The sequence below is a fragment of the Thioclava sp. 'Guangxiensis' genome (genome assembly GCF_045348365.1).
Classification (GTDB): Bacteria; Pseudomonadota; Alphaproteobacteria; order Rhodobacterales; family Rhodobacteraceae; genus Thioclava; species Thioclava kandeliae.
In genome coordinates, this window is record NZ_CP155822.1 from 1,096,573 (window position 1) to 1,120,814 (window position 24,242).

Below are 24,242 nucleotides of genomic sequence, written 5' to 3' on the forward strand. Positions count from 1 at the left end.
CGGCCTTTTATGCCAAGACAGGATATGAGCACAAAAACCACTCCCGATTATTCTTTCGAAGCCGCGGCACACGCCCGCGGCTTTCACTCCGTGGCCGGTGTTGACGAGGTTGGACGCGGGCCGCTGTGTGGCCCTGTAACGGCAGCGGCGGTCATTCTTGATCCGGCGTATATCCCGCAGGGGTTGAACGATTCCAAAAAGCTTAGCGCGAAACGGCGGGCCGGGCTCGTCGAGGCGATCAAGGAACACTCTATATGGTGTGTCGCCCATGCCAGCGTCGAAGAGATCGATGCGCTCAATATCTACCACGCCTCGCATCTGGCGATGGTGCGGGCGGTGGCGGGCCTCTCGCGTCAGGCGGACTATGCACTGGTGGACGGGAATCGCGTGCCCAAGGATCTGCAGATCGCTTCCGAGCCTGTGGTGAAAGGCGATGGCCGCTCTGTCTCCATTGCCGCCGCCTCGATCCTCGCCAAGGAAGAACGTGATGCGCTGATGGTGTCGCTGGCGCAACAGTATCCGCAGTATGGCTGGGAGCAGAATGCCGGTTACCCTACGGTACAACATCTTGCAGCACTTGCGGAATTTGGTGTGACCCCAGTCCATCGCAAAAGCTTCAAGCCCGTCCACAATATCTTGTGCCAAGTCAAAATATAGGCCTCGGAAGCAATTAAAGAAATTGACGCTCTCGGCCGGTTCCGCCATGTTTGGTCCCACAAGATCGGCAAAAATGCCGGCATGGTAAGAGCAGTAAAATCAGTCAAATCAGACCGATAAAATTCGGCGGTAACCTGTCTTTCACGGGACAGGATAGGCATGAGGCAAGTATGACAAAAGCAGGTACGCGGGCGGCTAAGGCCGATCTCCCGCTCAATCAGATCTTGGCAGGTGATTGCATCGCACAGATGAACGCCCTTCCGGAAAACAGCGTTGATCTGATCTTTGCAGACCCGCCTTACAATCTCCAGCTCAAGGGCGAGCTTCACCGCCCCGACAATTCCAAGGTCGATGCCGTCGATGACGCATGGGACCAGTTCGACAGCTTCGCCGCTTATGATGCGTTCACCCGCGACTGGCTGGCCGCTGCACGCCGCATCCTCAAGCCCAACGGGGCGATCTGGGTGATCGGATCCTATCACAACGTCTTCCGCATGGGCGCCGAGCTCCAGAACCAGGGCTTCTGGATCATGAACGATGTGGTCTGGCGCAAGTCGAACCCGATGCCGAATTTCCGCGGCAAGCGTTTCACCAATGCGCATGAGACCCTGATCTGGGCCTCGAAATCCGAGAAAGCCAAGCCGACCTTCAATTACGAGGCGCTCAAGGCGCTCAATGAAGGCGTGCAGATGCGCTCCGACTGGGTGATCCCGATCTGCACCGGCGGCGAGCGTCTGAAAGACGACATGGGCAACAAGGCCCACCCGACCCAGAAACCCGAGGCGCTTCTGCATCGCGTGATCATCGCCACCACCAATCCGGGCGATGTGATCCTCGATCCGTTCTTCGGCACAGGCACCACCGGCGCCGTGGCCAAGATGCTGGGCCGCAACTATATCGGGATCGAGCGCGAGGAGAGCTATCGCGAGGCGGCGACCAAGCGTCTGGCCCGCACCCGCAAGCTCGATGCCGAGGCGCTGGAGGTCACCACCTCCAAACGCGCAGAACCGCGTGTGCCTTTCGGCCAGCTCGTGGAGCGTGGCATGCTGCGTCCGGGCGAGGAACTGGTGAGCCAAGGCAACCGCTACACTGCCAAGGTGCGCGCCGATGGGACGCTGATCGGCAAGGATATCAAAGGCTCGATCCATCAGGTCGGCGCACAGCTCGAGGGTGCGCCCTCCTGCAATGGCTGGACCTACTGGCATTACAAGCGCGATGGCAAACTGGTGCCGATCGACACGCTGCGCCAGCAGATCCGCGCGGAGATGGGCGATCGTCCCAACTGATCTGGGCATTATGACGGAATGAGACCCTGCGGCTTTCGGGCGGCAGGGCGTTAACCGCCAGCGCCCATGTATACTGCCATTTGGGCGCTACCTTGCCCCGCCGACTGCCGGCGGGGTCTTTTTGATTCCGGGTATCGGATTATCTGCCGCTCTGGCCCACGGCTTCCAGTTTGGCGCGCAGCTCGCGCATCACCGGCAGGGCCTGACGGACTTTCTCGGGGCCGATATCGCGCACGATATCGGTGATCACCGGCATCAGTGCCGCAAAGGCGGCATCGCGGGCGGATTTCCCCGCAGGGCTGATCGACACGAATTTGCGCCGCGCATCATCCCAGTCGGGACGGATATGGACATGCCCTGCCCAAACCAGTTTGGACAGGGTGTTGGTCATCGCGCCGCGCGTCACATGGAAGGTGGCGGCAAGCTGGGCCGGTGTGCGCTCTTCGGCCAGATAGGCCAGATGGTTGAGCACCGAGAAATGAGACAGTTCCATGCCCTTGGGCAGCACTCGGCTGACCACGTTGCGCGCCAGCTGGTCGGCCATGAAGACCTCGGAAAACAGGGCCGCTGCAAGGGGGTCGAATTGCTCGCTCACCGGCATTTACCTTCAGTCGGCCAGCATCGGGTCGAGATGGCCCTTCGCCTCCAGCGCATGGAGGTCGTCACAGCCGCCCACATGGATATCGCCGATGAAGATCTGGGGCACCGAGCGTTTGCCACCCGCACGCGCGGTCATCGCCTGACGCAGGCCCGGATCGGCACCCACATCGGTTTCCTCGTAAGAGACGCCCTTCTTGTCCAGAAGGCGTTTGGCCGCCACACAGAAGGGGCAGGTGCGGGTCGTGTAAATCTCGACGCGTTTCATAGCGGTTCCTTTCGGTTACAGGCGATTTACCGCGATCTAGGTATCTTTTGCAACGCGGGCAAGGCACAGGACATATATCTTGCGTGCATCTAATGGTCGCAGGGCTTCATGGGCGGCCCTTAGCGTCGCGCCCGAGGTCATCACATCATCCACCAGAACAATCGTCCGCCCCTGCACGAAGCCTGCGCGTTTTGGATGGGGGGCGAAGACCCCCGCGACATTTTCGGCACGGCCCGCGCGGTCGAGTCCCTCCTGCGGCGGCGTGAACCGGATCCGCTTGAGCAGATCGACACAGAGATCGACGCCTGTTTCGCGTGAAACGGCCCGTGCCAGAAGGGCGGCCTGATTATATTTGCGCTTCAGGAGCCGGAACGGATGCAAGGGCACCGGAACCAGCACACAATCTTTTCCCAGAATATCGCGCCCCGCCTGTGCCATCCAGCGCCCGAAAGGGCGGGCAAGCTCGGTGCGGTCGCCATGTTTGAACCCGAGGATCATTGCCCGCGCATTGTCGTCATAGCGCAGGGCAGCGCGGGCCTTAGGCCAGGGCGGCGGATCGCGCAGGCAGGTGTCGCAACGTGCTGCGCGATCGGACTGGCCGGGCAGAGGTGCGCCGCAGGTCTCACAGGAGAGCCCGCGAATGAAAGGGGTTCTGGGCCAGCAGGCGCTGCACAGGGCGCCCTCTTCTACCACGGGGGTCTGGCAGGCAAGGCAGAGCGGCGGGTAGATCATGCGTAGAAGCGCCCGTGCATGACGGCCGGCATGACGGCGCGCGTGGAAGTGGAGCCCTGTAATCGCCTCTGGCCTTCGCGGATCTTCGGATCTATCTTCTGGCCCTATCATGACGACACCTCCGCTTCTCACCGACCGCCAAGCCCTCGACCGCCAACGCCTGCGCGCACGGGCGCGCGGGCTTGACCTGTTCCTGCAGGAGGAAGCGGTGGGCGATCTTCAGGAGAGGCTGATCGAGGTTAATAGAACCTTTACATCACCCGCTCTCATCGCGCCTTTCCCCGAAATCTTCGCGCCCGTGCTGCCGGATGCCAAGATTGTGGCCGATACCGATGTGCTGGGTCTGGAAGAGGGAGCGCATGATCTGGTGGTGCATGCTTTCGCGCTGCATTGGGCCAATGATCCGGTGGGCCAGATCGTGCAGGCCGCCCGCGCCCTGAAGGCGGATGGGCTATTCATCGGCATTCTTTTTGGCGGGCAGACGCTGCACGAGCTGCGCGCCTCTCTGGCCGAGGCCGAGGTGGCTGTTACAGGTGGCCTGAGCCCGCGTGTGGTGCCGATGGGCGAGATGCGTGATCTGGGGGCGCTGTTACAGCGGGTCGGGCTGGCGCTGCCGGTTGCCGATAGCGTGACCCGTGATGTGGCCTATGCCAATCCGATGCGCCTGTTCGAGGATCTGCGCGCGATGGGCGAGACCAATGCGCAAGCCGCCCGCCCGCGCCATTTCACGCGCCGTGCGGTGCTGATGCGCGCGCTGGAGACCTATCTGGCCAATTATGCCGATGACGAGGGGCGCCTCCATGCAACCTTCGAGACCATCTGGCTGACCGGATGGAAGCCGCATGCAAGCCAGCAGCAACCGCTCCGTCCGGGCTCGGCCCGCGCAAGGCTGGCCGAGGCTCTGGGCACGTTCGAGCTGCCTACGGGTGACAGGCCGGTTTAGCCCAGAGCGGTCAGGAACCCTTTCGACCACCACGCAACATCCTTGCTCAGCAGCACGTCCATCAGGGCTTCATGGCGGCGTCTGCGGTCCTGGAGTGGCATGGCGAGCGCGGTCATGATGGCGGTGGCCATCTGCTCGATATCGTGCGGATTGACGATCAGCGCATCTTCCATCTGCTCGGCGGCCCCTGCGAATTGCGACAGGATCAGCACCCCAGGATCCTCGGGGTTCTGGGCTGCCACAAATTCCTTGGCCACAAGGTTCATCCCGTCCATCAGGGGTGTCACCAGTGCGATCTGCGCCGCGCGGTAGAGCCCCGCCAGTGTCTCGCGCGGCACGGGGCGGTTGATGAACCGGATGGGCGCCCATTGGATATCGGCATATTGCCCGTTCACCCAGCCCGAAAGATGTTCGGTCTCCTCGCGGATATTGTCATAGGCTTCAACCCCTTCGCGGGTGGGCGGACTGATCTGGATATAGGAGACGTGGCGGTGCCAGTTGTCATGGCGCGCCAGAAATTCGCCAAACGCCTTGAACCTCTGCGGCACGCCTTTGGTATAATCCAGACGGTCCACCCCGATGATCAGTTGCCGCTCGGGCTTGATGACGCCAGATGGAAGACGGTCGACCTGTGCCTCGGCCAGAGACCGGAATTCCTGCGCATCGATGGCGATCGGGAAGGCGGCGATCCGGCATTGCCGCGCGCCCAGCTGCACGAAACCACCCGCCATTTCCCTTCCTTCGGCCACCTCGGTAAGGCAGGCAATCGCGGCGCGGGCATCGCGTTCGGATTGCATGCCGACAACCTCGTAATTGGCCAGCCACTCGCAGACATCCCCGGCATTGGGCAACGCTTCGAGCGTAATCGGATTGGGGAAGGGGGTATGTAGGAAAAATCCCATCCGGTTCGAGGCACCCAGCTGGCGCAGATAGAGCGCCAAAGGGATCAGGTGGTAATCATGCACCCAGATCCGGTCATCGGGCCTGATCACTTCCATCAGCATCTTGGCGAAGCGGCGGTTCACCTCCTTGTAGCCATCCAGATATTCGGCGTGGATTTCAAGAAGATCGGTGCGCCCGTGGAAGAGCGGCCACAGCACCTGATTGGAAAAGCCGAAATAGTAATTCTGCTGTTCGGCCTCGCTAAGATCGAAGGCCATGCGCCGGAAAGGACCGTCATTGATCTCGCGCAGGCGGTTCTCGGGATTTTCCACGATCTCGCCCGAGGTGCCGATCCAGATGCCTCCTGTTTCCTTGATCGTGTCATGCAGGGCCACGACCAACCCGCCCGAGGGGTTCGGCCCCGAAGGAATGCGGTTCGAGATACAGATCAGACGTCCCATCTTAATGCTCCAGCCCCGCCCTCAGCCAGTCCAGAACAGCGGCTGGGTCTGGCAGATGCTGACTTGCGCGGGTCTTGCCATCGCCCACCTTGATGCCGAAACCGCCATGCGTTTCCGCCCAGGCCAGTGCGGGCTCGTCGGTTGTGTCATCACCGATATAGATCGGCGAGCGGTTCCTGAAATCGGGCTGGTCGGACAGGATCTGCAAGGCGCCATCCTTGGAAAATCCGGCCGGACGCAGCTCGAACGCCATCTTGGCGGGCTGCACCTCGAAACGCGGATTGGTGATGGCAAGGCGTTCGATGAAAGCCTCGACCTCGGGGCCCGCATCGGGAAGAGCGCGGAAATGGATCGCCCCACCCATGGATTTATGCTCGTAAAGGAGCCCGCGCGAGGTGGCATAGTCGCGCATTTCGGTCTGCGCGCTTTCCAGACCTTCGGGCAGTCTGTCCAGAGGTGGCGTCATCCCGCGCGCCTCGGAGCCATGCGAGCCGACCATGATCCCGTCAAAGCCGCGCAGGAAGCTTTCCAGCTCGTTCAGGGAACGGCCCGAGACAATGGCCAGCGCCCCGCCGAGTGCGGTGTTCAGCCGCGCCAGGAGCGACCCGAGATCCGCGGGAATGATCACGGCATCGGGGGTTGGCGCAATATCGACCAATGTCCCGTCGAAATCCAGAAACAGGGCTTTGGTCCTGCAATCGAGCGGGGGCACCTCGGTGCGTGGTTCGGTCATATCCATACCTGAGAGTAAGTCCAGAATGCTTTATGTGTCAAAGAAACGGGTGGCGCGTTCTGCCGGAGCCGGAACGCGGTTGTGCCAATTTGCGCTTTGACACTTCCACGGAACGCGTTATCTGCGGGTTGGTTCCGAAAACGCGACAGGATCTTTCGATGACAATGCCCGCCAATTCCCGCCTCGCACATGCGCCTGCAGACCACCCGAAGGTGCCTCAGGCCAAGATCGGGGTTCTGGTGGCCAATCTCGGTACGCCGGATGGAACGGATTACTGGTCGATGCGGCGCTATCTGGGGGAGTTCCTGTCCGACAAGCGCGTGATCGATATCCCGAACTGGAAATGGCAACCGCTTCTGCAGCTGATTATCCTGTCCAAACGTCCCTTTACCTCGGGTGCCAATTACAAGACCATCTGGAATAACGAGGCTGATGAAAGCCCGTTGATGACCATTACCAAACAGCAGGTGGCCAAGCTGAAACAGTCTATGGCGGCCCTGTTCGGCGAGGCGGTCGAGATCGATTTCTGCATGCGTTATGGCAATCCTTCGACACAATCCGTGGTGGACCGGATGGTGAAGAACGGCTGCGAGAAGATCCTGTTCTTCCCGCTCTATCCGCATTACGCAGGCGCGACCTCGGCCACGGCCAATGACGCGTTCTTCAAGGCGCTGATGAAACAGAAACGCCAGCCCGCCGCTCGTGTCGCCCCCGAATATTTCGACCGTCCGAACTATATCGAGGCCCTGGCGCAATCGGTCCTCAAGGCCTATCCCGACGGCGCGCAACCCGATGTTCTGGTCTGCTCCTATCACGGGATGCCCAAACGCTATCTGATGGAAGGCGACCCCTACCACTGCCAGTGCCAGAAGACGACGCGTCTTCTGCGCGAGCGTCTTGGCTGGGAGAAAGACCGCGTCCATACGACCTTCCAGTCCGTTTTCGGTCGCGAGGAATGGCTCAAGCCCTACACGGTCGAGCATGTGGCCGAACTGGCGAAAGAGGGCAAGAAACGCATCGCCGTTATCTCGCCCGCTTTCTCGGCCGATTGCATCGAGACGCTCGAGGAGATCAAGGGCGAGATCTGCGAGGCCTTCGAGCATGCGGGGGGCGAGAGCTTCACCTATATTCCCTGTCTCAACGATGACGATGCCCATATCGCGCTGTTGAGCGAGGTGATCGAGGAGAACCTGCAAGGCTGGATCAACCGTATCTGAGCCGGAATCATGGCCTTCTTGCCGCAGGGGCGGATCATTCGGTATTATCACGGAACTGTGGGTTTGAAGGCCCGTATGCCTGCGTGTATCGCTGGCGATCAACGAATTCGACGGTGGATGGTATGAAAGCACTCCCTCTCTTTGCGCTGCTCATGGCACTCGGGGCCTGCGCGACCACATCAAACGACGTCCAGCTGGCACCTGATGGCAAGCCGATGCCGCAGGTCTACCGGATCACCAAAAGCGATGCGGAGGTCATCCCGACCCGCGCGCTGGAAGCGGTGAACAGCCTGCGCGCCGCGCGTGGCACCGGCCCGATGCAGCTCAACACCCAGTTGGCGATTGCCGCGACCGTGCATAGCAAGGATATGGCGAAACAGAACCGTCCGTGGCATTGGGGCTCGGATGGCTCCTCGCCGCTCGATCGCGCCAAACGTGCGGGGTTCTATGGCGAGGTCGTGGGCGAAAATATCTCGGAGACCTACGAAACCGAGACCGAGACGCTTTCGGCATGGATGTCCGATCCGGAAACGCGCGACGTGATCCTCAACCCGGCGGCGACGCAGATGGGCTTTGCATGGTATCAGGAACCTTCGGGCAAGATCTGGTGGACCATGCTGACGGGTCGCTGACCTGCCATAAGAAGCCAAAAGAAAAGGCCCCGCGGAGGGGCCTTTTTCATATCCATCCGGTGCCTGTCTGGCGCTCAGGGATAGATGAAAATCGGGGTGCCGTTGAGCACCATGGAATAGATCTCTTCGATCTGTGCGTCGGTCACGGCGATACAACCGGCGGTCCAGTCCTTCTTGCCGCGCTTATCCGTGTTATTCTCGCCATGGATGAAGATATCCCCGCCCGGGTTCCGGCCTTTGCTCTCGGCAAAAGCGACCTGCTGCGGATTCGGATAGGACACGCGGATCGACAGGTGATAGGCCGAATTCGGATTGCGCCCGTCGATATAGTAGACGCCTTCCGGCGTCCTGCCATCGCCTTCGAACTGCTTGGGACCGACCGGCTGGCCGCCCAGAGCGATATCATAGGTCTTCACCACCTGATCGCCTGAGAACAGATACATCTTGCGGTCTTTCTTGAAGACCTGGATCTGCGTAACGGGAGCCCCGTTATAATTCTTGAATTTCGTGCTATCCCCGCCACAAGCGGAAAGAAGGGCCAGCGCGCTGAGGCCCGTCAGTAGCATTCTGCGTTGCATTTGTTTTTTGCCTGTTTGGTAGGTCTGCTCGATAGGCCTTGTAGCCTTTATCTGCCTTTAAATCGAGTCTGCTTTATTCGTGGTTAACAACGAGTAAACAGCGCTGCGATTTCGATATGGGCTGACCAACGGAACTGATCGACGGCAATCAGCTTTTCCATAACGAAACCTGCTTCCAGCAAGGTCTTGGCATCACGGGAGAAAGTAATGGGGCTGCAGGAAACATGCACGATGCGCTTGGCCTTCGAGCTGCAAATTTCGGCAATCTGGGACTCCGCACCGGCCCGTGGCGGGTCGATCACGATTACGTCAAAACGGTCCAGCTCGTCGGGAAGAAGCGGGCGACGGAAAAGATCGCGGACCTCATGGGTCACGCGGTGAAGTCCTTGGGCCTTGCGCCAGCCCTGATCGAGCGCCTCGAGCATGGGCGCTTCGGCTTCGACCGCATGCACATCGGCATGGCTCGCCAGCGGCAGCGTAAAGGTGCCCGATCCCGAGAAGAGATCGACCACTTTCGCCGCCTTGCCGAGATTTTCGAGCACAAATTCGGTCAGAGCGGCCTCGCCCTCCTTCGTGGCTTGCAGGAAGGCGCCGGGGGGCGGGGCGACCTGCGCGCGGCCCATGGCCTGCCATGCGGGGCGGATCGCGGCGATCATCTCGCCATTCCACGAAATCCGCGCCAAACCGTTATTATGGGCGATCTCGGAGAGCGTGGTGAATAGGTCGGCAGAGATCTCTTTGCCGCCCGAGCAGGCAATCTCGACGCCTGCTTCCGAGAGGGTGAGGGTCATCGACAGCTCGCCTTTGCGGCTGGCGCCCGCCATGGTGAGGGCCTCGGCGGTAGGGAGATGGGCCAGAAGTTCGGGGCGCAGAAGCGTGCAGCCGGAGATCTCGGTGATCGTGCCGGAGGCGCGCCCGTGGAAGCCTACCTGCGCGCCCTTCTTGGTGCGCCGCCCCGACAGCGTGGCGCGGCGGCGCGAGTTTGCGGGCGAGGTCATGACCTCGGTCACCTTGGCCTGGATATCGCGAGCGCTAAGGGCGGTCTCGACCACGCTGGCCTTCCAGTTGGCGACGAACTCGTCCGCGCCGTGTTGCAGGCTGCAGCCCCCGCAGCTGCGGTAATGCGGACAGGGAGGCCGGACCCGGCTGGCCGAGGGCGTGACGATCTTCGGTTGTGCGATCCGGCCAGCAGCGACCTCGCCGGTAATCTCCTCGCCGGGCAGCGTGAGGGGCGCGTAGATCGTGCCATCCTCGGTGCGGATAACGCCATCCGCCTGAATGGAGAGGCGGTCGATGATATGGGTCTGATCGGTCATGATGGCTATCCGGCTGGCTTTGGCTGAGGGGGCTTTAGCAGCCCTTGGCCGTAACGCAAAGCCTATTGCGCCGCATCGAGCGCGTCCTCTGCGCCGATGAAGCCGCCCGACTGGCGGTTCCAGTATCGCGCATAGAGCCCGTTCCGGCCAAGAAGTTCGTCATGGGTGCCATCCTCGGCGATCCGGCCTTTATCCATGACCACGATCCGGTCCATCTCGGCGATGGTCGACAGGCGGTGGGCGATGGCCAGCACGGTCTTGTCTGACATGACATTGGTCAGCGCTTCCTGCACTTGTGCCTCCACCTCGGAATCGAGTGCGGATGTGGCCTCGTCCAGCACCAGTATGGGTGCGTTCTTGAGGAAGGCGCGTGCGAGAGCAATCCGCTGGCGCTGTCCGCCCGACAGTTTCACGCCGCGCTCGCCCAGCATCGCGTCATAGCCGCGATTGCCCTTGTGGTCCTCGAGATCGAGGATGAACTCATGGGCTTCTGCCGCTTTTGCGGCTGCGATAATCTCGTCCTCGCTGGCATCAGGGCGGCCATAGAGAATGTTCTCCCGCGCGGAGCGGTTGAACATGGCCGTCTCCTGCGTGACCATCGCGATCTGGCGGCGCAGGCTCTCCTGGGTGAGGGTGCGGATATCGGTATCATCCAGCCGGACAGCCCCTTTTTCGGTGTCATATAGCCGCAGAAGGAGGGCCACGAGCGTGGATTTTCCTGCACCCGACGCCCCTACGATGCCGACGCGCTGGCCTTTGGGGATATCGAGATAGACATCCTGCAGCCCGCCCTCGCCACGACCATAGGTGAAGCTGACATGATCGAAGCGGAGCGCCCCTTGTGCACGCTCGATATCCGCAGCGTCAGGGCTGTCGGTCAGCCCATGGGTGGCGGCGAGCGTGTTCATCCCGTCCTCGGCCTCGCCGATCGAGCCATAGATCTGCATGAGCGACATCGAGACCCAGCCCGACATCTGCGCGATACGCATGGCGATGGCACCGGCCGCAGCGACATCCCCCGCACTTGCTCCGCCCTGCCGCCATAACAGCACCGTGCCCCCCACCAGAATGACCGGCAGGAGCCCCGATAGGGCCATCTGGGCGGTGCGGTAGCTGGTCGAGACGCGCCCGAAGGAAATGGCCCGCATGCGGAAGCTCTCCATCGCCTCCAGGGCTTCGCGGTCCTCATGCTGGGTATTGGCGAACAGTTTGACGGTCTTGATATTGGTGATCGTATCTACCACCTGACCCGAAACCATCGCGCGGGCCGAGGCGCGATCTTTCGAGCGCACGCGCACACGGGGCAGGAAGGCGCGGATTACCAGAACCATCGCGATCATCCATAACAGCAGCGCCAGCGCTGACCAGCCGTCGATTGCGGCCAACATTGCAGCCGAGCCCAGGATAGAGGAGAGCGCGAACATGCCGGTCTCGATACTGCCCTGCGCGACATCCGTGACCGCGCGCGCCGTTTGCATCTGCTTTTGCGCGATGCGGCCCGCGAAGTCGTTATCGAAGAAGGTAACGGACTGGCCCATCGTATGGCGGTGCAGGCGCGAGAGCACCTGAGGGAAGATATTAGGTTGTAACAGCAGGTGGTTGGCCGCAGAGGACAGGCCGAAGACCAGCGGCCGGATCACCAGATAGAACAGCACGAAGCCGCCTAGGATGACCGCGTGATCGGACCAGAGACTGCCAGCCGTCGTAGAGATCAGGCTGTCGATCACGCGGCCCAGAAGCCATGCGGAGACAACCTCCATCGCGCCTGCCGCAGCCGAAAGCACCGCCGAGAGCGTAATCACGCCCCATGCACCACGCAGGCACCAGACGAGAAAGCGGCCCAGACGGGTGGGGGGCGCGGAACTGGCATGGCGGAAGGGGTTTATCATAAGCAGGCTCCTTTGGCGCTAGGCTAGACTGCGCATCCCATATGGCAAGAGGCTGCGTGTGCGATCAGTCCAGCAGTTGCGCACGATCAAGTGTGAACTCGCTGCCGATCCAGCGGGTTTCGAGCTCGGCCAGTTTTTCTCCCAGCGCCTTGCCCTGCACCTGCGGCAGCAGGTCTTTGGCGCTGACGGGAAAGACCTGTGCGGCCCCATGGGTGATTTGCGCGGCCCAGTCCGGTGCAACCGGCATTTCCAGCAGAGCCGAGCGGATGAGCCATGCGTCACGCCCGTCGCCGGCGCCGAGCCGGTAGCCCATCTCGGTGGCCGAGCCGATCTCCTGAGCGGCCTCGCGCAAGCGCGCCAGCCGTTTGGCCTCGGCGCGGGACAGTCGTAAAGATGCGGTTGCAGGGCCCGGAGTGAGGCAGGCCAACCGCCGTAGCGGATCGGGGGGAAGGCCGTCCTCGAGATAGATCAGGATCGGAAGGGCCTTGGGATCCGCCTCGGGCAGGATGCGGGTCAGGATGCCGCTCCGGGCCATTGTTGCAAGAACAGGCGCAGGGTCGGGGGCTGCCAGTAGTTTGCGCATCTCCGCCCCGATCCGTTCGCGGGCCAGCCCGTCGATACCCTCGGCCAAGGTGGCGCAGGCGGCCAGACCCTCGGCATCGGGGCCGTTCTCGGGCGCGCCATACCACGCGGTGAAGCGGAAAAACCGCAGAATGCGCAGGTAATCCTCGCGGATACGGTCCTCGGGGACGCCCACAAACCGCAGATGACGGGCCTGCAGATCCGCCAGACCGCTGCCCAGAGGATCGAGGATCTCGCCATCCGAACGGGCATAAAGTGCGTTCATGGTGAAATCGCGCCGCGCGGCATCTTCGGCAATATCGTCCGAGAAGGCCACGACGGCATGGCGCCCATCGGTTTCCTCGTCGCGGCGGAAGGTGGTGATCTCGTGCGGGATGTGATCCGAGATCACCGTCACCGTGCCATGATCGATCCCTGTGGGAATGGGCTTCAGCCCCGCTTGTTCGGCCAGTTGAATGACCCGTTCGGGCGGAGCGTCGGTGGCGATATCGAGATCACTGACCTCCGCACCGAGGGCCGCGTTGCGCACACATCCCCCGACGAACAGCGCCTGATGCCCAGCCTCTTCCAGCATGCGCATGACGGCCCGTGTGGCGGGGGCCTTCAGCCAATCATCGCTCAGCCTCATACCTGCGCCAGCCTGTCTGCCAGAGACCGCAGGATCCGCCCCGTCGCGCCCCATATATAATAGGGTCCATAAGGCGCGGCATAATAACTGCGCCATGTGCCGCGCCAGCGCCGGCCCTCGATACGGAAATTGGCGGGGGTGATATGCGCGAACGGCACGGTAAAGACCTCCTCTACCTCGCCCGGCTCGGGGTTCGGGATGAAGGGTGTGGTGACGCGGGCCAGAACCGGCACCATCGAGAAGCTGGTCACCGTCTCATGCGGGTCGAGCTGGCCCAGAATCTCGACATTCTCGGAGGGCAGGCCGATTTCCTCGCGCGCCTCGCGCAGAGCGGTCGCCACGACATCGGCATCACCGGCATCGACCTTGCCGCCCGGAAAGGCGATCTGGCCGGGATGGTGCTTGAGATGCGAGGAGCGCTTGGTCAGATAAAGCTGCGGTCCCCGAGCCGTGTCCTCGAAAGCCACCAGCACGGCCGCAGGGCGCAGGACGCGCCCCGCAGGCAAAGTCATCGCCTCGTTCAGATCATAATCCGAAGAGGGCCGCCCCGGTCGGGCCAAGGCGGCCTGTAACCGGGACGAGAGGTCACTCATCCTTGGCCTCGACGGGCGATCCATCGGGGTTGATCGTGGCCTCGAAGCCGAGCGATTTCGGGTCGAACTCGTAATGCGCACCGCAGAACTGGCAATCGGCGGTGACAATGCCGGCTTCGGTGGTCATCGTGCCGATATCGCGGGCCGAGTAGATCGACAGGCTGTTGCGGACCTTGTCGGCCGAGCAGGTGCAGCCAAATTCCACGCGCTGCGGATCGAAGACGCGCGGTTGTTCCTCGTGAAACAATCGCACCAGAAGATCGGTCGCATGGATGCGCGGCCCGATCAGCTCGATCTCGTCGACCGTGTCCAGAAGGATATTCGCGCGGTTCCAGTTCTCGCCTTCCTCGCCATCAAGGATGTCCTCGGCGGTCAGCAGGCCCTCGCTCTCGGTGCCGCCCTCTTCGGGCGCGCGCAGGGGCGAGGCGGGCGGCATATGCTGCAGCATCACACCACCGGCGCGCCATGCTTCGGACTGGCCTGGCAGGGTGGCGCGGCCGAAGGCCAGCTGGAAGCGGGTCGGCAGCTGTTCGGATTGCGCGAAATAGGCCTGCGCGCAGGCGGTCAGCGAGCCACCAGCCAGAGGCGTGATGCCCTGATAGGGGGTCGTGCCTTCGCCCTGATCCATCAGAACCGCAAAATAGCCCTTGCCGATCTGCTCAAAACCGGAAGCGGCCTCATCGAGGCGCTCCTTGTCGAAGCTGGCCCACGCGCGGATACGGGCAGGCTCGCCATCGGCGGTGGGGGCATAGTAATCGGTCGCGATAATGCGGATCGGACCGTCACCACGCACCTGCAGCGACAGTTTCCAGCGCAGCTTGATGGTCTGGCCGATCATTGCGGTCAGCAGGGCGACCTCTGCCACGAGCGCCTCGACGACGGCAGGGTAGTCATGCTGCATCAGGACGTTCTCCAGAACCCCGTCCAGCCGTGCAACACGTCCACGGATGTCGGAACGGTCGAGCTGGAATGGCAGAACTGTATCGTCCCAGGCGATTTGGGATAGCGTACTCATATAGATCCTCGAGGGGTTTGCCTTTGGCTTGGCGGCGGGATTACCCTGCCCATATGGGCGCGACAACCCGTGATCCCAAGGGGGGCAGGGGTTTGGCGCTATTTTGTCGGGATATGGAGAAGGATTCCAGAGATGATTCCACGTTTGGGGGAGGCGGCGCGCCGCGGGCAGAAATACCGGATGCGACCGGGAGCCTATGCGCTTCTATGTCGTGGTGATCAGGTCCTGCTGACCCATCAGGCTGCTCCGGTGCCGGAATTCCAGTTGCCCGGCGGGGGCATAGATCCGGGCGAAAGCGCGATCGCCGCACTGCATCGCGAGGTCCGCGAGGAGACCGGATGGGGCATCGCGGAGATCCGCCGTATCGGCACCTATCGGCGGTTCGTCTATATGCCTGATTATGATATGTGGGCTGAGAAAATCTGCCATATTCACACCGCCAGACCAACGATTTGCTATGGGCAGCCGAGCGAGGCCGGACATCAGGCTGTCTGGCAACCTATTGGTAATACGATGAAAATTCTTTCATCCAAAGCGGATAAGGTATTTCTGGAGCGATTTTTTGGCACGTTTAAAGCCTAAAATTCCGGCGCTGAATTTTGGCGTATTTTTGTCACATGCGTGTCGCCTGTGTCATAAGTATGGCTATTAATTGACGTTAAGAAACTTTTAGCTAGGCGTATCAGCAAAATTCCGCTACCGATGACCTCGAGCAAGAATAATAGCGGTCAAAAGAGCCGCATATCCTTTGAGGCGGAGCAGACATCATGGCGAAGTCAGTCGACTTTGCTGTCCGTGATATTGCGGGCGGCGTTTCTCGTGGTACGGTAGCCGGCGACGGCGCCGGTGATTTCATTCAGGTGGGCGATGGCGACGCGATCTCGCTCAACCTGCGCAAAACCAACATTCTCAAATACGAACGCGCGGGCAGCGACCTGCATGTTGTCTTGACCGATGGGCGTGTCGTCGAGCTGACGGGCTATTTCGATGTGCCCTCCAACAAGCTTTATATCTCTGCCGATGGCGAGATTACGCAGGTCAATCTGGAAGACAGTGGCGAAGGTGTCCTGTTTGCCAATTATTCCGAGCCGGAAATTATCGGCAAATGGAGCCCGAATGACGAACTCGCCTTCCTTGATGGCGATGACATTCTGGCACCTGTAGAGGAAGATACGGCCGGTATGGCCGGATTCGCGCCCCTGATGGGGGTCGGACCGTTGCTCGCGGGCGGTGCAGCCTTGGCTGGCGCTGCGGCTCTTGGCGGCGGGAGCGGTGATGACGATGACACCACCGATGAAGACGATGATGGCACCACGGATGACGGCAATGACGAGCCGGATGACGAGGACACCACCGACGAAGACGATGATGACACCACGGATGACGGCAATGACGAGCCGGATGACGAGGACACCACCGACGAAGACGATGATGACACCACGGATGACGGCAATGAAGAGCCGGACGACGAGGACACCACCGACGAAGACGATGATGACACCACGGATGACGGCGATGACGAGCCGGATGACGAGGACACCACCGACGAAGACGATGATGACACCACGGATGACGGCGATGACGAGCCGGACGACGAGGACACCACCGACGAAGACGATGATGACACCACGGATGACGGCGATGACGAGCCGGACGACGAGGACACCACCGACGAAGACGATGATGACACCACGGATGACGGCGATGACGAGCCGGATGACGAGGACACCACCGACGAAGACGACGAGGATCCTGATGATGAAGATCCGGATGATGACACAGATCTCGGCGCGGATCCTGTCATTACGCCGACCGTCAACGATCCCGATGCGGATTATACTCTGACCACCAATACCGAAGACCCCAAAGCCGAGGTGAGCGGGACGGGTGAGACGGGTTCGACCGTCGAGGTGATACTGGGCGATCAGATAATCGAGACGACCGTTGACGAGAACGGCGACTGGTCTGTCGTGTTTGAGGACGAGACCTTCCCGTCCGACGGAGATCTGACATCGACGGTTGTTGTCACGGCGCCGGGCGGCACCGAGTACACGCTCGACGGCCCCGATTTCCTCATCGACATGACCCCGCCCGAGGTGACGATAACCTACGGCGCGGAATCGACCTCGGATGTCGAGAATCTTGCGGAATATGCCGATGGTATCTCGGTGGGCGGCACTGGCGAGATCGGCGCGAGCATCACCGTGACCATCAATGGCGAGGAACAGAGCACTGCCGTCGATCCGGATGGCAACTGGAGCGTGACCTTCACACAGGACCAGCTCGCCGGTGGTGAATATTCGGTGGATATGGTTGTGACCGCGACTGATGTGAATGGCAACGTCACCGTTCTCAACGATGTGCTCGTGGTTGATACCGAGTTGAATGTGACCTTCGACGCCGATGCCGTCACCTCGGATAACATCGTGAACGAGGCGGAAGTATCCTCGGGCTTCACGTTAAGCGGGACGACCGATACGGACGCCACCTCGGTGAGCGTCACGCTGAATGGTGCGAGCTATGAGGCGGTCATCGCCGAGGATGGCAGCTGGAGCGCGGTCATCGACGACGCGAGCCTTGTGACGGGCGATTACACGGTCAGCATCACGGCGACGGATGCGGCGGGCAACGTCTCGACAATCACCGATACGGTGAGCGTCGATACCGATATGGATGTGGCCTTCTCTTCGGCCAGCGTCACCTCGGACAATATCGTGAATGCTGCCGAAGCCTCTGCGGGCTTCACGCTAAGCGGCACGACCGATACCGATGCGGCCTCGGTCACCGTCACGCTGAATGGCAAGAGCTATGACGCGGTTGTGGCCGAAGATGGCAGCTGGACGGCGACTGTCACCGATAGCGCGCTTGCGGATGGCACCTATACGGCGACCGTTACAGCAACCGATTTCGCGGGTAACGTGGCCACCGATACCAAGGCCGTGACGGTCGACAGCTCGATCTCGGTTGGAATCGATAGCACGCAAATGGCCGATAATGTGATCAGCGGCTCGGAAACCACGGGCGTGATCCTGACGGGAACGGCGGAAGCGCTGTCGACCGTGACGATCAGCTTCGGCTCCGGCACCCGCACGGTCGTGGCGGGCGAAGATGGCACATGGAGCGCGAATTTCGCCGCCAGCGAAGTGCCTGCCGATAGCGATATGGCCGAGATTTCTGCAACGGCAACTGACAGCTATGGCAATACCGCGACCACCAGCCAGACCATCAAGGTCGATACGGTGCTTGATACTCTGACAGTGGCAACCGGCACGCCGGACAGCGTGCTTGCGGATGGGGTGGTCAATGCGAGCGAAGCTTCGGGCGGTTTGCTGCTGACCGGCACGGTCGAAGTCGGGGCGCAATCGGTGACGGTTGCGCTGGCGGACGGGACCACGGTGATTGCAACGGTCGATGCCGAAGCCGGCACCTGGACCGCAACCATCGATGCGGCGGATCTGCCCGATAGCGGTGATGCCACCGAAACCCTGACCGTCACTGCCGTGGATGCCTATGGCAATAGCGGCTCGACCACACTGGATGTTGTGTTCGACACGGTTGTCGAGAATTTCTCGGTCGCATCCGTGACCGCCGATAATACGGTGAACGGCGCGGAGGCGACTGAAGGCTTCGCGATCTCCGGCACGGTGGAAGCAGGATCGACCATCACCGTGACCATCGACCAGACGGGCGCGACCCAGACGATCGTGGTGGGCGAGGATGGCACATGGTCTGCTGCCTTCGACGTGGATGATCTGCCCGAGGGCACCGGCACGGCGACCTATTCGATCAGCGCGACGGATGTGCATGGCAACGTGCTTGACGGCACCAATGCCAGCGCGGCCAATGGCAGCTTTATCTATGATCTTGAAGCGCCGGACGCGCCCGATGTGACTTGGGCCACCATCCAGTCGGGCAAGGTCCGCGCGATCTATACCGATAGTGACGGCGAAGCCGACAGCTATACCGTGTCCGGTATCAGCAGCGATGGCACTGTGACCGAGCTGGATAACTCCGCGACCGCTACGGATGACGGTTCGGGCGAGGATATCTACTCCTTCGACTCGCAAGCGATGAGCACCTATTTCGCGGTGACCGATGTCGATGCGGCAGGCAATGAAAGCTCGACCCTCACAGTAACGAGCGAGTCGGAAATCACGTTGAACCTCGATCGTGACGGGCTGGACCAGTTCGACTTCTCCAAGATCGATCTCGACCTTGCGGATGTGAACCTGACCATCTCGGCAGACCAGATCATGGCCATGACCGGTCATGAGAATACGCTGGTGATCGAAGGGGATAGCGATGATAGCGTGAATGTGTCCGGTATGACTGTTGCGACCGATGACGCACAGGATATGGACGGCTATACGCTCTATACGCTCGATGACGGAGACGCCAAGCTCTATGTCGACGATAGTATTTCAACCACCGTCATCTAAGGCATTGGCCAATGGATAAAATGTGCAATTCCCGGACAGTCCTCGTCCGGGCGGCACTTCTGAGTGTCGTGATGACCTCGCTTTCCGGTTGTCTGGGCGGGGGGACGCCGTTTCCCTCCGGTCGGGCCGCCTATGCGCCCGCGGGTAACGGCTTTGCCGAAACCCAGCTGGGCACCACGGCGCAAAGCTCCGCCATCATCGGCGATCTGGCGGCGCGGCGGTCGATCCTGCCGCAGGGCGGGGCCTATGATCAGGTCGCCAAGGCTGTCCTAGCCTATCAGAAAAGTGCGGCCCAGTCCGAGCTTCTGGTGAAGCAGCTGACCGCCAAGGCCAAATCCAAGAACTGGCTGCCGTCGCTGAAACCCGGGGTCAGCCTGACCTCGCTGGGTGATCTGGCGACCTCCATCGTTCTGGATCAGGTCCTGTTCGACAATGGCGCCAAGCGGGCCGAGCGCGAATATGCCGCAGCCGATGTCGAGCTGGCTGCTGTGAACCTTTCGGCCGATTACAACGACAAGGTCTATACGGCGCTGTCGCATTACATCAAGGCCCGTCAGGCCGAAGCCGAGGGCGTGGCTGCAACGCAGGCCGCCAACAAACTGGCCGAATATGATGACATCATGCGTCAACGCGTGGAGGGCGGTCTGTCGGACATGTCTGAACGCCGAGTTCTGGCGCAGAAGCTGATCGATATGGAAGCGACCGAGGCGACCCTGCGCGATACCGTGCGCTCGGAGACCGCGCAGCTCGACAGCCTCACAGGCGGCGTGTCGGTGCGCGGACAGGGGATCGAGCCGCTGAAGGTTCCTGAGCCATTGCCCGAGGCGCTCGCCATCAAGACCGCACAGGGGACCCGCAACCTGACCGTGGCCCAGGCCAAGATCAATCGCGCCGGTCTGCTGCCGGGCCTCTCGGCCAGCGCCTCTGTCGGGACCGGCAAGCCCGATGTCGGGGTCGATCTCGGCACGAGCGCAGGCTTCGGTTTTGGCACCGGCGACCAGCTGAAGGCCTATGATGCCGCACGTCAGGCGGCGCAGCAGCAGGTCGACCAGACCCGTCAGGAAGCCTTCCAGGACTATGTGACGCTGAAATCCAAGCTCGATATGGCCGAAGCCAAGCAGAGCCGCGATGCAGGCGTGGTGGCCGAGATGGAAAAGAGCCTCTCGCTTTATACCGAACAATACCGTCTTGGGGGCCGCACCCTGATGGAGCTTGTTAATCAGTTTGAAAATTATGCCCAGATGCGGCAAGACCTTGCTGGACAGAAATACGATATAGCGTTGATAAGGCTGGAAATCGCCCGCCGACACGGACTTCTCGTCGACGGGAGCGTCATCTAACAAGGTAAAGAGATTTGGCAGAGCGCATCATCCCCTTTGATATCAACGCGTCCCATGTGAATGGGGCGAAGGGAGAGGTGCGCGCGACGCGGAGCGAGGCCGAGACGGCCCAAGCCGCCCCTGCGCAATCCGCGACCGGTCGGGCGCGGGCGCGCGCCGAACTGGCGGCCATCTATGCGGGGCTTCTGGGGGCCGACATTCCGGCTCTCGATATCCTCGAACAGATGTTGCGCGCGGTGGGCGAGGCGACGGCGGCGCTGACCGGCGATGCCAAGGAGGCCGCCGAGATCAAGCCCGAGCATATCGCTGCCGTTCTGCGCGTGGCGGGGCTCGTGTCCTCGGTCGAGAAGATCCCCTCGATCACCCCCGATCAATGGCCTGCACTGGCACAGATGACCAATGGCCAGATGGTGCTGGTGATCGGACAGGAGGGACAGACCCTCTTCGTCTATGACAAGACCTGCAAGGATCAGCGCGCCGAGGTGCCGGTCAGCGATTTCCTCAGCTTCTTCTCGGGGACGGTGATCCGCGCGCGGACCTCGCTGAAACAGCTCGAGGAGCGCCACAAGGTTACTCCCGAGCGTGAACACTGGTTCTGGGGCGCTTTCCACAAACAGCGCCGCGCCTTTATCGAGGTGGCCGTGGGATCGCTCTTTGCCAACCTGCTCGCGGTGGCTGTGGCGCTCTTCAGCCTGCAGGTCTATGACCGCGTGATCCCGCACCAGTCCACGGCGACCCTCTGGGTGCTGGCGATCGGGGCATTTCTGGCCTTGGGCCTTGAGATGGCGCTCAAGGTGGCGCGCTCAGGGCTGATGGATATGGCGGGACGCAAGATCGAGCTTTCGGTCCAGCAGCTTCTGATGGAGCGCCTGCTGGGGATGAAGGTCGCGCCGGGTAAACGATCGCCCAGCCAGCTGTTCTCGGCGATGCGCGAATTCTCCTCGGTGCGCGAGTTCTTTACCGCCTCCACAATCGGAACACTCGCCGATGTGCCCTTCATCTTTGTGTTCCTGTTCCTTGTGGCCTCCATCGGGGGCTCGCTCTTCTGGGTGCTTCTTGCAGGGGCCGTGCTCATGGTGCTGCCGGGGTTCTTTTTCCAGCGCAGGATGATCCGGCTGACCGAGGCGACCCAAGGCGCCTCGGTGCGGGCCTCGCGCCTCTTGCACGAGGCGATCTACGAGCACGAGACCGTGGCCACCTCGCGTGGGGCGGACCGGTTCAAGCGTGTATGGGAGGAGCTGATCACCCTGTCGGCGGTCAAATCCTCCGAGCAGCGCAAACTGGCCGCAGCCCTGACCTATTGGGCCCAGATGGTCCAGCAGGGCACCTATATCGCCGCCGTGGTAATCGGGGCCTATAAGGTCTTTGCGGGCGAATTTACTGTGGGCTCGATCATTGCCATCGGCATTTTGACCTCGCGCACGCTCTCGCCGCTGACGCAGCTTGCGGGCACGCTGTCGCGCTGGTCGAACGTGAAACATGCGTTGAACGGACTGGATGCGATCATCGAATCCGATCAGGCGCAGGCCGATGACCGGTCCTATCTGCGGACCTCGCAGGTGCGCGGCGAATACGAGATGCGCCATGTGAACTTCCAGTATGATCAGGACAGTTCGCTGACTCTGGATATCCCCAACCTGAAGATCCCGCCGGGCCAGAAAATTGCCGTCCTGGGGACCAACGGATCGGGTAAATCCACGCTTCTGAAGCTGATGGCGGGGCTGTATGATCCGCAATCGGGCCGCATTCTGCTGGATGGCATCGAGATCAGCCAGCTACATCCGCGCGATCTGCGCCGCTCGCTGGGCTATCTCAGTCAGGATGTGCGGCTGTTTGCGGGCACGCTGCGCGAGAACCTGAACCTGACCCAACTCGAACGCGATGACAGTCGCCTCTACGAGGCGCTCGACTTCGCAGGGCTCGGCCCGTTCGTGCGCAGCCATCCCAAGGGGCTGGATCTGCTGTTGCGCGATGGCGGGGAGGGGCTGTCGGTCGGCCAACGCCAGTCGATCGGCTGGGCGCGGCTCTGGCTGCAGGATCCATCGGTCGTGATCCTCGACGAGCCGACCTCCGCACTGGATACGACGCTTGAAAACACGCTGGTCAGCCGGTTGCAGACGTGGCTGGAAGGTCGCACTGCGATTATCGCGACGCACCGCGTCCCGATCCTGACTTTGACCTCGCGCACCCTTATCCTGCAGAATGGGAAACTGGCAGTGGACGGCCCGCGTGACGCCGTTCTTGCCCATCTCACCAAAGCAAAAACCGGAAGCTGATAAATGGCCACGATCGATCCCAGCGTGATTGTCACCCGCACCAAGCGGATGAGTCTGACGGTCTGGCTGGTCGGTATCGCGCTTGCGGTGTTTCTGGTCTGGGCCTCGATGGCCTGGGTCGATCAGATCGTGCGCGGTCCGGGTGAGATCGTCTCCTCTTCGCGTCCGCAGATCATCCAGAACCTCGAGGGCGGTATCCTCGCCGAACTGGATGTGGCCGAGGGCGATCATGTCGATGCAGGGCAGGTTCTGGCCAAGCTTTTTGCCACGCAATACCAGACCCAGACCGATGATCTGCGCGACCAGATCGCGGCGCTCGAGGTGCGGCAATTGCGGTTGGAAGCGGAGATGAACGACACGCTCGTCTTCAATCCGACCAAGGAGCAGATCAAGTTAGTGCCGGATATGATTGCGTCTGAATCGGGGCTGCTGGAGGCTCGGCTCGAGGATTACCATGCCCGCGTTTCGGGTGCGAAAGCGGTCATCAAGCAGGCCAAGGCCGAGCGGGATCTTGTCGAGCGGATGTATGACAAACAGGTCGCGCCGCTGATCGAGGTGACGAAATCGCGCAAGGCTTTCGAGGATGCGCAGAACCAGCTCAACGAGATCCTGACCAAGACCGATCTGGACCGCGCTTCGGATTACTCCGATACGCTCTCGAAGCTGGGGACGCTGCGCCAGCAGCTGAAACTGTCCGAAGACCAGTTGGGACGGACGACGCTGGTGGCGCCGATGCGCGGCATCGTCAACCAGCTGTCGGTGACCACTATCGGCGGTGTCGTCCAGCCCGGCCAGCAGATTATGCAGATCATTCCCGAGGGCGAAGAACTTTATATCGATGCAGAGATCGCGCCCAAGGATATCGCCAATGTCCGTGCCGGTCAGGACGCGACCATCAAGCTATCGGCTTATGACTATACGATTTATGGCAGTCTTCAGGGGCAGGTGGTCGTGGTGTCGGCCGATACGTTCAAGGATGACAAGGATCCGAATGCCCAGCCGCATTACAAGGTGACGCTGAGCGTGGATCTGGATGATCTGACCGAGCGCCAGCGCAATCTGGAAATCCGGCCCGGTATGCAGGCCACGGTCGAGCTGCATACGGGCGAGAAGACGATCCTGCAATATCTTCTGAAGCCGCTCTATAAGTCGCGCGAAGCGCTGCGGGAGCCGTAAGG

General features: G+C 61.5%; 21 protein-coding genes. 10 read left to right on the forward strand and 11 right to left on the reverse strand.

What is annotated here, in order from left to right; translation table 11 throughout:
• The first annotated feature begins 24 nt into the window (after nucleotides 1–24).
• Together rnhB and ABEB22_RS05460 are read left to right on the forward strand one after the other, a co-directional pair.
• Nucleotides 25–657, forward strand: coding sequence for a ribonuclease HII (gene rnhB, locus ABEB22_RS05455; protein WP_406871006.1), 633 nt, complete (start codon nucleotides 25–27; stop codon nucleotides 655–657).
• A 170-nt stretch (nucleotides 658–827) separates the two neighbouring features.
• A complete protein-coding gene (locus ABEB22_RS05460; protein WP_339113886.1) occupies nucleotides 828–1,943 on the forward strand; it encodes a site-specific DNA-methyltransferase in 1,116 nt (371 codons plus the stop codon).
• Nucleotides 1,944–2,082: 139 nt separating this feature from the next.
• Here ABEB22_RS05460 and ABEB22_RS05465 read toward each other — a convergent pair whose 3' ends face one another.
• From ABEB22_RS05465 to ABEB22_RS05475, 3 genes are all read right to left on the reverse strand, one after another.
• Nucleotides 2,083–2,487 carry a MarR family winged helix-turn-helix transcriptional regulator gene (locus ABEB22_RS05465; protein ID WP_406871127.1) on the reverse strand — a complete coding sequence of 135 codons (405 nt, stop codon included), beginning with the start codon at nucleotides 2,485–2,487 and terminating at the stop codon, nucleotides 2,083–2,085.
• A 63-nt stretch (nucleotides 2,488–2,550) separates the two neighbouring features.
• Nucleotides 2,551–2,808 (reverse strand): glutaredoxin 3, encoded by a 258-nt coding sequence (gene grxC / locus ABEB22_RS05470; protein ID WP_339113884.1) that lies wholly within the window; start codon nucleotides 2,806–2,808, stop codon nucleotides 2,551–2,553.
• Nucleotides 2,809–2,844: 36 nt separating this feature from the next.
• Nucleotides 2,845–3,651, reverse strand: a complete 807-nt coding sequence (locus ABEB22_RS05475) for a double zinc ribbon domain-containing protein (protein WP_406871007.1) — start codon at nucleotides 3,649–3,651, stop codon at nucleotides 2,845–2,847.
• On the opposite strand from ABEB22_RS05475, the gene ABEB22_RS05480 reads away from it, so the two are divergent.
• On the forward strand, nucleotides 3,650–4,483 hold the full coding sequence (locus tag ABEB22_RS05480; protein WP_339113882.1) for a methyltransferase domain-containing protein: 834 nt from the start codon (nucleotides 3,650–3,652) through the stop codon (nucleotides 4,481–4,483). The genes ABEB22_RS05475 and ABEB22_RS05480 overlap by 2 nt on opposite strands.
• Here ABEB22_RS05480 and ABEB22_RS05485 read toward each other — a convergent pair.
• The gene (locus tag ABEB22_RS05485; RefSeq protein ID WP_339113881.1) at nucleotides 4,480–5,826 is read right to left on the reverse strand and encodes a trehalose-6-phosphate synthase; all 1,347 of its coding nucleotides are present in this window, start codon (nucleotides 5,824–5,826) and stop codon (nucleotides 4,480–4,482) included. The genes ABEB22_RS05480 and ABEB22_RS05485 overlap by 4 nt on opposite strands.
• Nucleotide 5,827: 1 nt before the next feature.
• Complete coding sequence (gene otsB / locus ABEB22_RS05490) at nucleotides 5,828–6,559, reverse strand: trehalose-phosphatase (protein WP_350936780.1); 732 nt, start codon at nucleotides 6,557–6,559, stop codon at nucleotides 5,828–5,830.
• Nucleotides 6,560–6,717: 158 nt separating this feature from the next.
• Between otsB and hemH the strand changes: the two genes are divergently transcribed.
• Both hemH and ABEB22_RS05500 read left to right on the forward strand, forming a co-directional pair.
• Nucleotides 6,718–7,776 (forward strand): ferrochelatase, encoded by a 1,059-nt coding sequence (gene hemH, locus ABEB22_RS05495; RefSeq protein ID WP_339113879.1) that lies wholly within the window; start codon nucleotides 6,718–6,720, stop codon nucleotides 7,774–7,776.
• 122 nt (nucleotides 7,777–7,898) lie between these two features.
• A complete protein-coding gene (locus tag ABEB22_RS05500) occupies nucleotides 7,899–8,408 on the forward strand; it encodes a CAP domain-containing protein (RefSeq protein WP_339113878.1) in 510 nt (169 codons plus the stop codon).
• Nucleotides 8,409–8,482: 74 nt separating this feature from the next.
• Here ABEB22_RS05500 and ABEB22_RS05505 read toward each other — a convergent pair whose 3' ends face one another.
• The 6 genes from ABEB22_RS05505 to ABEB22_RS05530 all read right to left on the reverse strand — a co-directional run bounded on the left by ABEB22_RS05505 (nucleotide 8,483) and on the right by ABEB22_RS05530 (nucleotide 15,009).
• The gene (locus ABEB22_RS05505; RefSeq protein WP_339113877.1) at nucleotides 8,483–8,986 is read right to left on the reverse strand and encodes a L,D-transpeptidase family protein; all 504 of its coding nucleotides are present in this window, start codon (nucleotides 8,984–8,986) and stop codon (nucleotides 8,483–8,485) included.
• Nucleotides 8,987–9,069: 83 nt separating this feature from the next.
• Nucleotides 9,070–10,302 (reverse strand): class I SAM-dependent RNA methyltransferase, encoded by a 1,233-nt coding sequence (locus ABEB22_RS05510; RefSeq protein ID WP_406871008.1) that lies wholly within the window; start codon nucleotides 10,300–10,302, stop codon nucleotides 9,070–9,072.
• Between the two features lie 62 nt (nucleotides 10,303–10,364).
• Complete coding sequence (locus ABEB22_RS05515) at nucleotides 10,365–12,191, reverse strand: ABC transporter ATP-binding protein (protein WP_339113875.1); 1,827 nt, start codon at nucleotides 12,189–12,191, stop codon at nucleotides 10,365–10,367.
• 64 nt (nucleotides 12,192–12,255) lie between these two features.
• On the reverse strand, nucleotides 12,256–13,401 hold the full coding sequence (locus tag ABEB22_RS05520) for a CCA tRNA nucleotidyltransferase (protein WP_406871009.1): 1,146 nt from the start codon (nucleotides 13,399–13,401) through the stop codon (nucleotides 12,256–12,258).
• Entirely contained in the window at nucleotides 13,398–13,994 is a 597-nt protein-coding gene (locus tag ABEB22_RS05525; RefSeq protein ID WP_339113873.1) for a CoA pyrophosphatase, read from the reverse strand. Before ABEB22_RS05525 ends, ABEB22_RS05520 begins: the two co-directional genes overlap by 4 nt.
• Nucleotides 13,987–15,009, reverse strand: a complete 1,023-nt coding sequence (locus tag ABEB22_RS05530; protein WP_350936791.1) for an Hsp33 family molecular chaperone HslO — start codon at nucleotides 15,007–15,009, stop codon at nucleotides 13,987–13,989. The genes ABEB22_RS05525 and ABEB22_RS05530 overlap by 8 nt, the downstream gene beginning before the upstream one ends.
• Nucleotides 15,010–15,141: 132 nt before the next feature.
• Here ABEB22_RS05530 and ABEB22_RS05535 point away from each other — a divergent pair, with 132 nt between their 5' ends.
• The 5 genes from ABEB22_RS05535 to ABEB22_RS05555 all read left to right on the forward strand — a co-directional run bounded on the left by ABEB22_RS05535 (nucleotide 15,142) and on the right by ABEB22_RS05555 (nucleotide 24,240).
• Nucleotides 15,142–15,591: an NUDIX domain-containing protein gene (locus ABEB22_RS05535; protein ID WP_406871010.1), complete on the forward strand. Its 450-nt coding sequence runs from the start codon at nucleotides 15,142–15,144 to the stop codon at nucleotides 15,589–15,591.
• 185 nt (nucleotides 15,592–15,776) lie between these two features.
• Nucleotides 15,777–19,448 (forward strand): Ig-like domain-containing protein, encoded by a 3,672-nt coding sequence (locus ABEB22_RS05540; protein WP_406871011.1) that lies wholly within the window; start codon nucleotides 15,777–15,779, stop codon nucleotides 19,446–19,448.
• A 71-nt stretch (nucleotides 19,449–19,519) separates the two neighbouring features.
• Nucleotides 19,520–20,788 (forward strand): TolC family protein, encoded by a 1,269-nt coding sequence (locus ABEB22_RS05545; protein ID WP_406871012.1) that lies wholly within the window; start codon nucleotides 19,520–19,522, stop codon nucleotides 20,786–20,788.
• 14 nt (nucleotides 20,789–20,802) lie between these two features.
• Complete coding sequence (locus tag ABEB22_RS05550; RefSeq protein WP_339113868.1) at nucleotides 20,803–23,064, forward strand: type I secretion system permease/ATPase; 2,262 nt, start codon at nucleotides 20,803–20,805, stop codon at nucleotides 23,062–23,064.
• Nucleotides 23,065–23,067: 3 nt separating this feature from the next.
• Nucleotides 23,068–24,240, forward strand: a complete 1,173-nt coding sequence (locus tag ABEB22_RS05555; RefSeq protein ID WP_350936799.1) for an HlyD family type I secretion periplasmic adaptor subunit — start codon at nucleotides 23,068–23,070, stop codon at nucleotides 24,238–24,240.
• Nucleotides 24,241–24,242: the final 2 nt, after the last annotated feature.

What these genes read in the sequence shown, in the direction of transcription:
- rnhB (WP_406871006.1), top strand. Translation starts at nt 25, where the DNA reads ATGAGCACAAAAACCACTCCCGATTATTCTTTCGAAGCCGCGGCACAC.
- ABEB22_RS05460 (WP_339113886.1), top strand. Translation starts at nt 828, where the DNA reads ATGACAAAAGCAGGTACGCGGGCGGCTAAGGCCGATCTCCCGCTCAAT.
- ABEB22_RS05465 (WP_406871127.1), bottom strand. Translation starts at nt 2,487, where the DNA reads ATGGCCGACCAGCTGGCGCGCAACGTGGTCAGCCGAGTGCTGCCCAAG.
- grxC (WP_339113884.1), bottom strand. Translation starts at nt 2,808, where the DNA reads ATGAAACGCGTCGAGATTTACACGACCCGCACCTGCCCCTTCTGTGTG.
- ABEB22_RS05480 (WP_339113882.1), top strand. Translation starts at nt 3,650, where the DNA reads ATGACGACACCTCCGCTTCTCACCGACCGCCAAGCCCTCGACCGCCAA.
- ABEB22_RS05475 (WP_406871007.1), bottom strand. Translation starts at nt 3,651, where the DNA reads ATGATAGGGCCAGAAGATAGATCCGAAGATCCGCGAAGGCCAGAGGCG.
- ABEB22_RS05485 (WP_339113881.1), bottom strand. Translation starts at nt 5,826, where the DNA reads ATGGGACGTCTGATCTGTATCTCGAACCGCATTCCTTCGGGGCCGAAC.
- otsB (WP_350936780.1), bottom strand. Translation starts at nt 6,559, where the DNA reads ATGACCGAACCACGCACCGAGGTGCCCCCGCTCGATTGCAGGACCAAA.
- hemH (WP_339113879.1), top strand. Translation starts at nt 6,718, where the DNA reads ATGACAATGCCCGCCAATTCCCGCCTCGCACATGCGCCTGCAGACCAC.
- ABEB22_RS05500 (WP_339113878.1), top strand. Translation starts at nt 7,899, where the DNA reads ATGAAAGCACTCCCTCTCTTTGCGCTGCTCATGGCACTCGGGGCCTGC.
- ABEB22_RS05505 (WP_339113877.1), bottom strand. Translation starts at nt 8,986, where the DNA reads ATGCAACGCAGAATGCTACTGACGGGCCTCAGCGCGCTGGCCCTTCTT.
- ABEB22_RS05510 (WP_406871008.1), bottom strand. Translation starts at nt 10,302, where the DNA reads ATGACCGATCAGACCCATATCATCGACCGCCTCTCCATTCAGGCGGAT.
- ABEB22_RS05515 (WP_339113875.1), bottom strand. Translation starts at nt 12,191, where the DNA reads ATGATAAACCCCTTCCGCCATGCCAGTTCCGCGCCCCCCACCCGTCTG.
- ABEB22_RS05520 (WP_406871009.1), bottom strand. Translation starts at nt 13,401, where the DNA reads ATGAGGCTGAGCGATGATTGGCTGAAGGCCCCCGCCACACGGGCCGTC.
- ABEB22_RS05525 (WP_339113873.1), bottom strand. Translation starts at nt 13,994, where the DNA reads ATGAGTGACCTCTCGTCCCGGTTACAGGCCGCCTTGGCCCGACCGGGG.
- ABEB22_RS05530 (WP_350936791.1), bottom strand. Translation starts at nt 15,009, where the DNA reads ATGAGTACGCTATCCCAAATCGCCTGGGACGATACAGTTCTGCCATTC.
- ABEB22_RS05535 (WP_406871010.1), top strand. Translation starts at nt 15,142, where the DNA reads ATGATTCCACGTTTGGGGGAGGCGGCGCGCCGCGGGCAGAAATACCGG.
- ABEB22_RS05540 (WP_406871011.1), top strand. Translation starts at nt 15,777, where the DNA reads ATGGCGAAGTCAGTCGACTTTGCTGTCCGTGATATTGCGGGCGGCGTT.
- ABEB22_RS05545 (WP_406871012.1), top strand. Translation starts at nt 19,520, where the DNA reads ATGACCTCGCTTTCCGGTTGTCTGGGCGGGGGGACGCCGTTTCCCTCC.
- ABEB22_RS05555 (WP_350936799.1), top strand. Translation starts at nt 23,068, where the DNA reads ATGGCCACGATCGATCCCAGCGTGATTGTCACCCGCACCAAGCGGATG.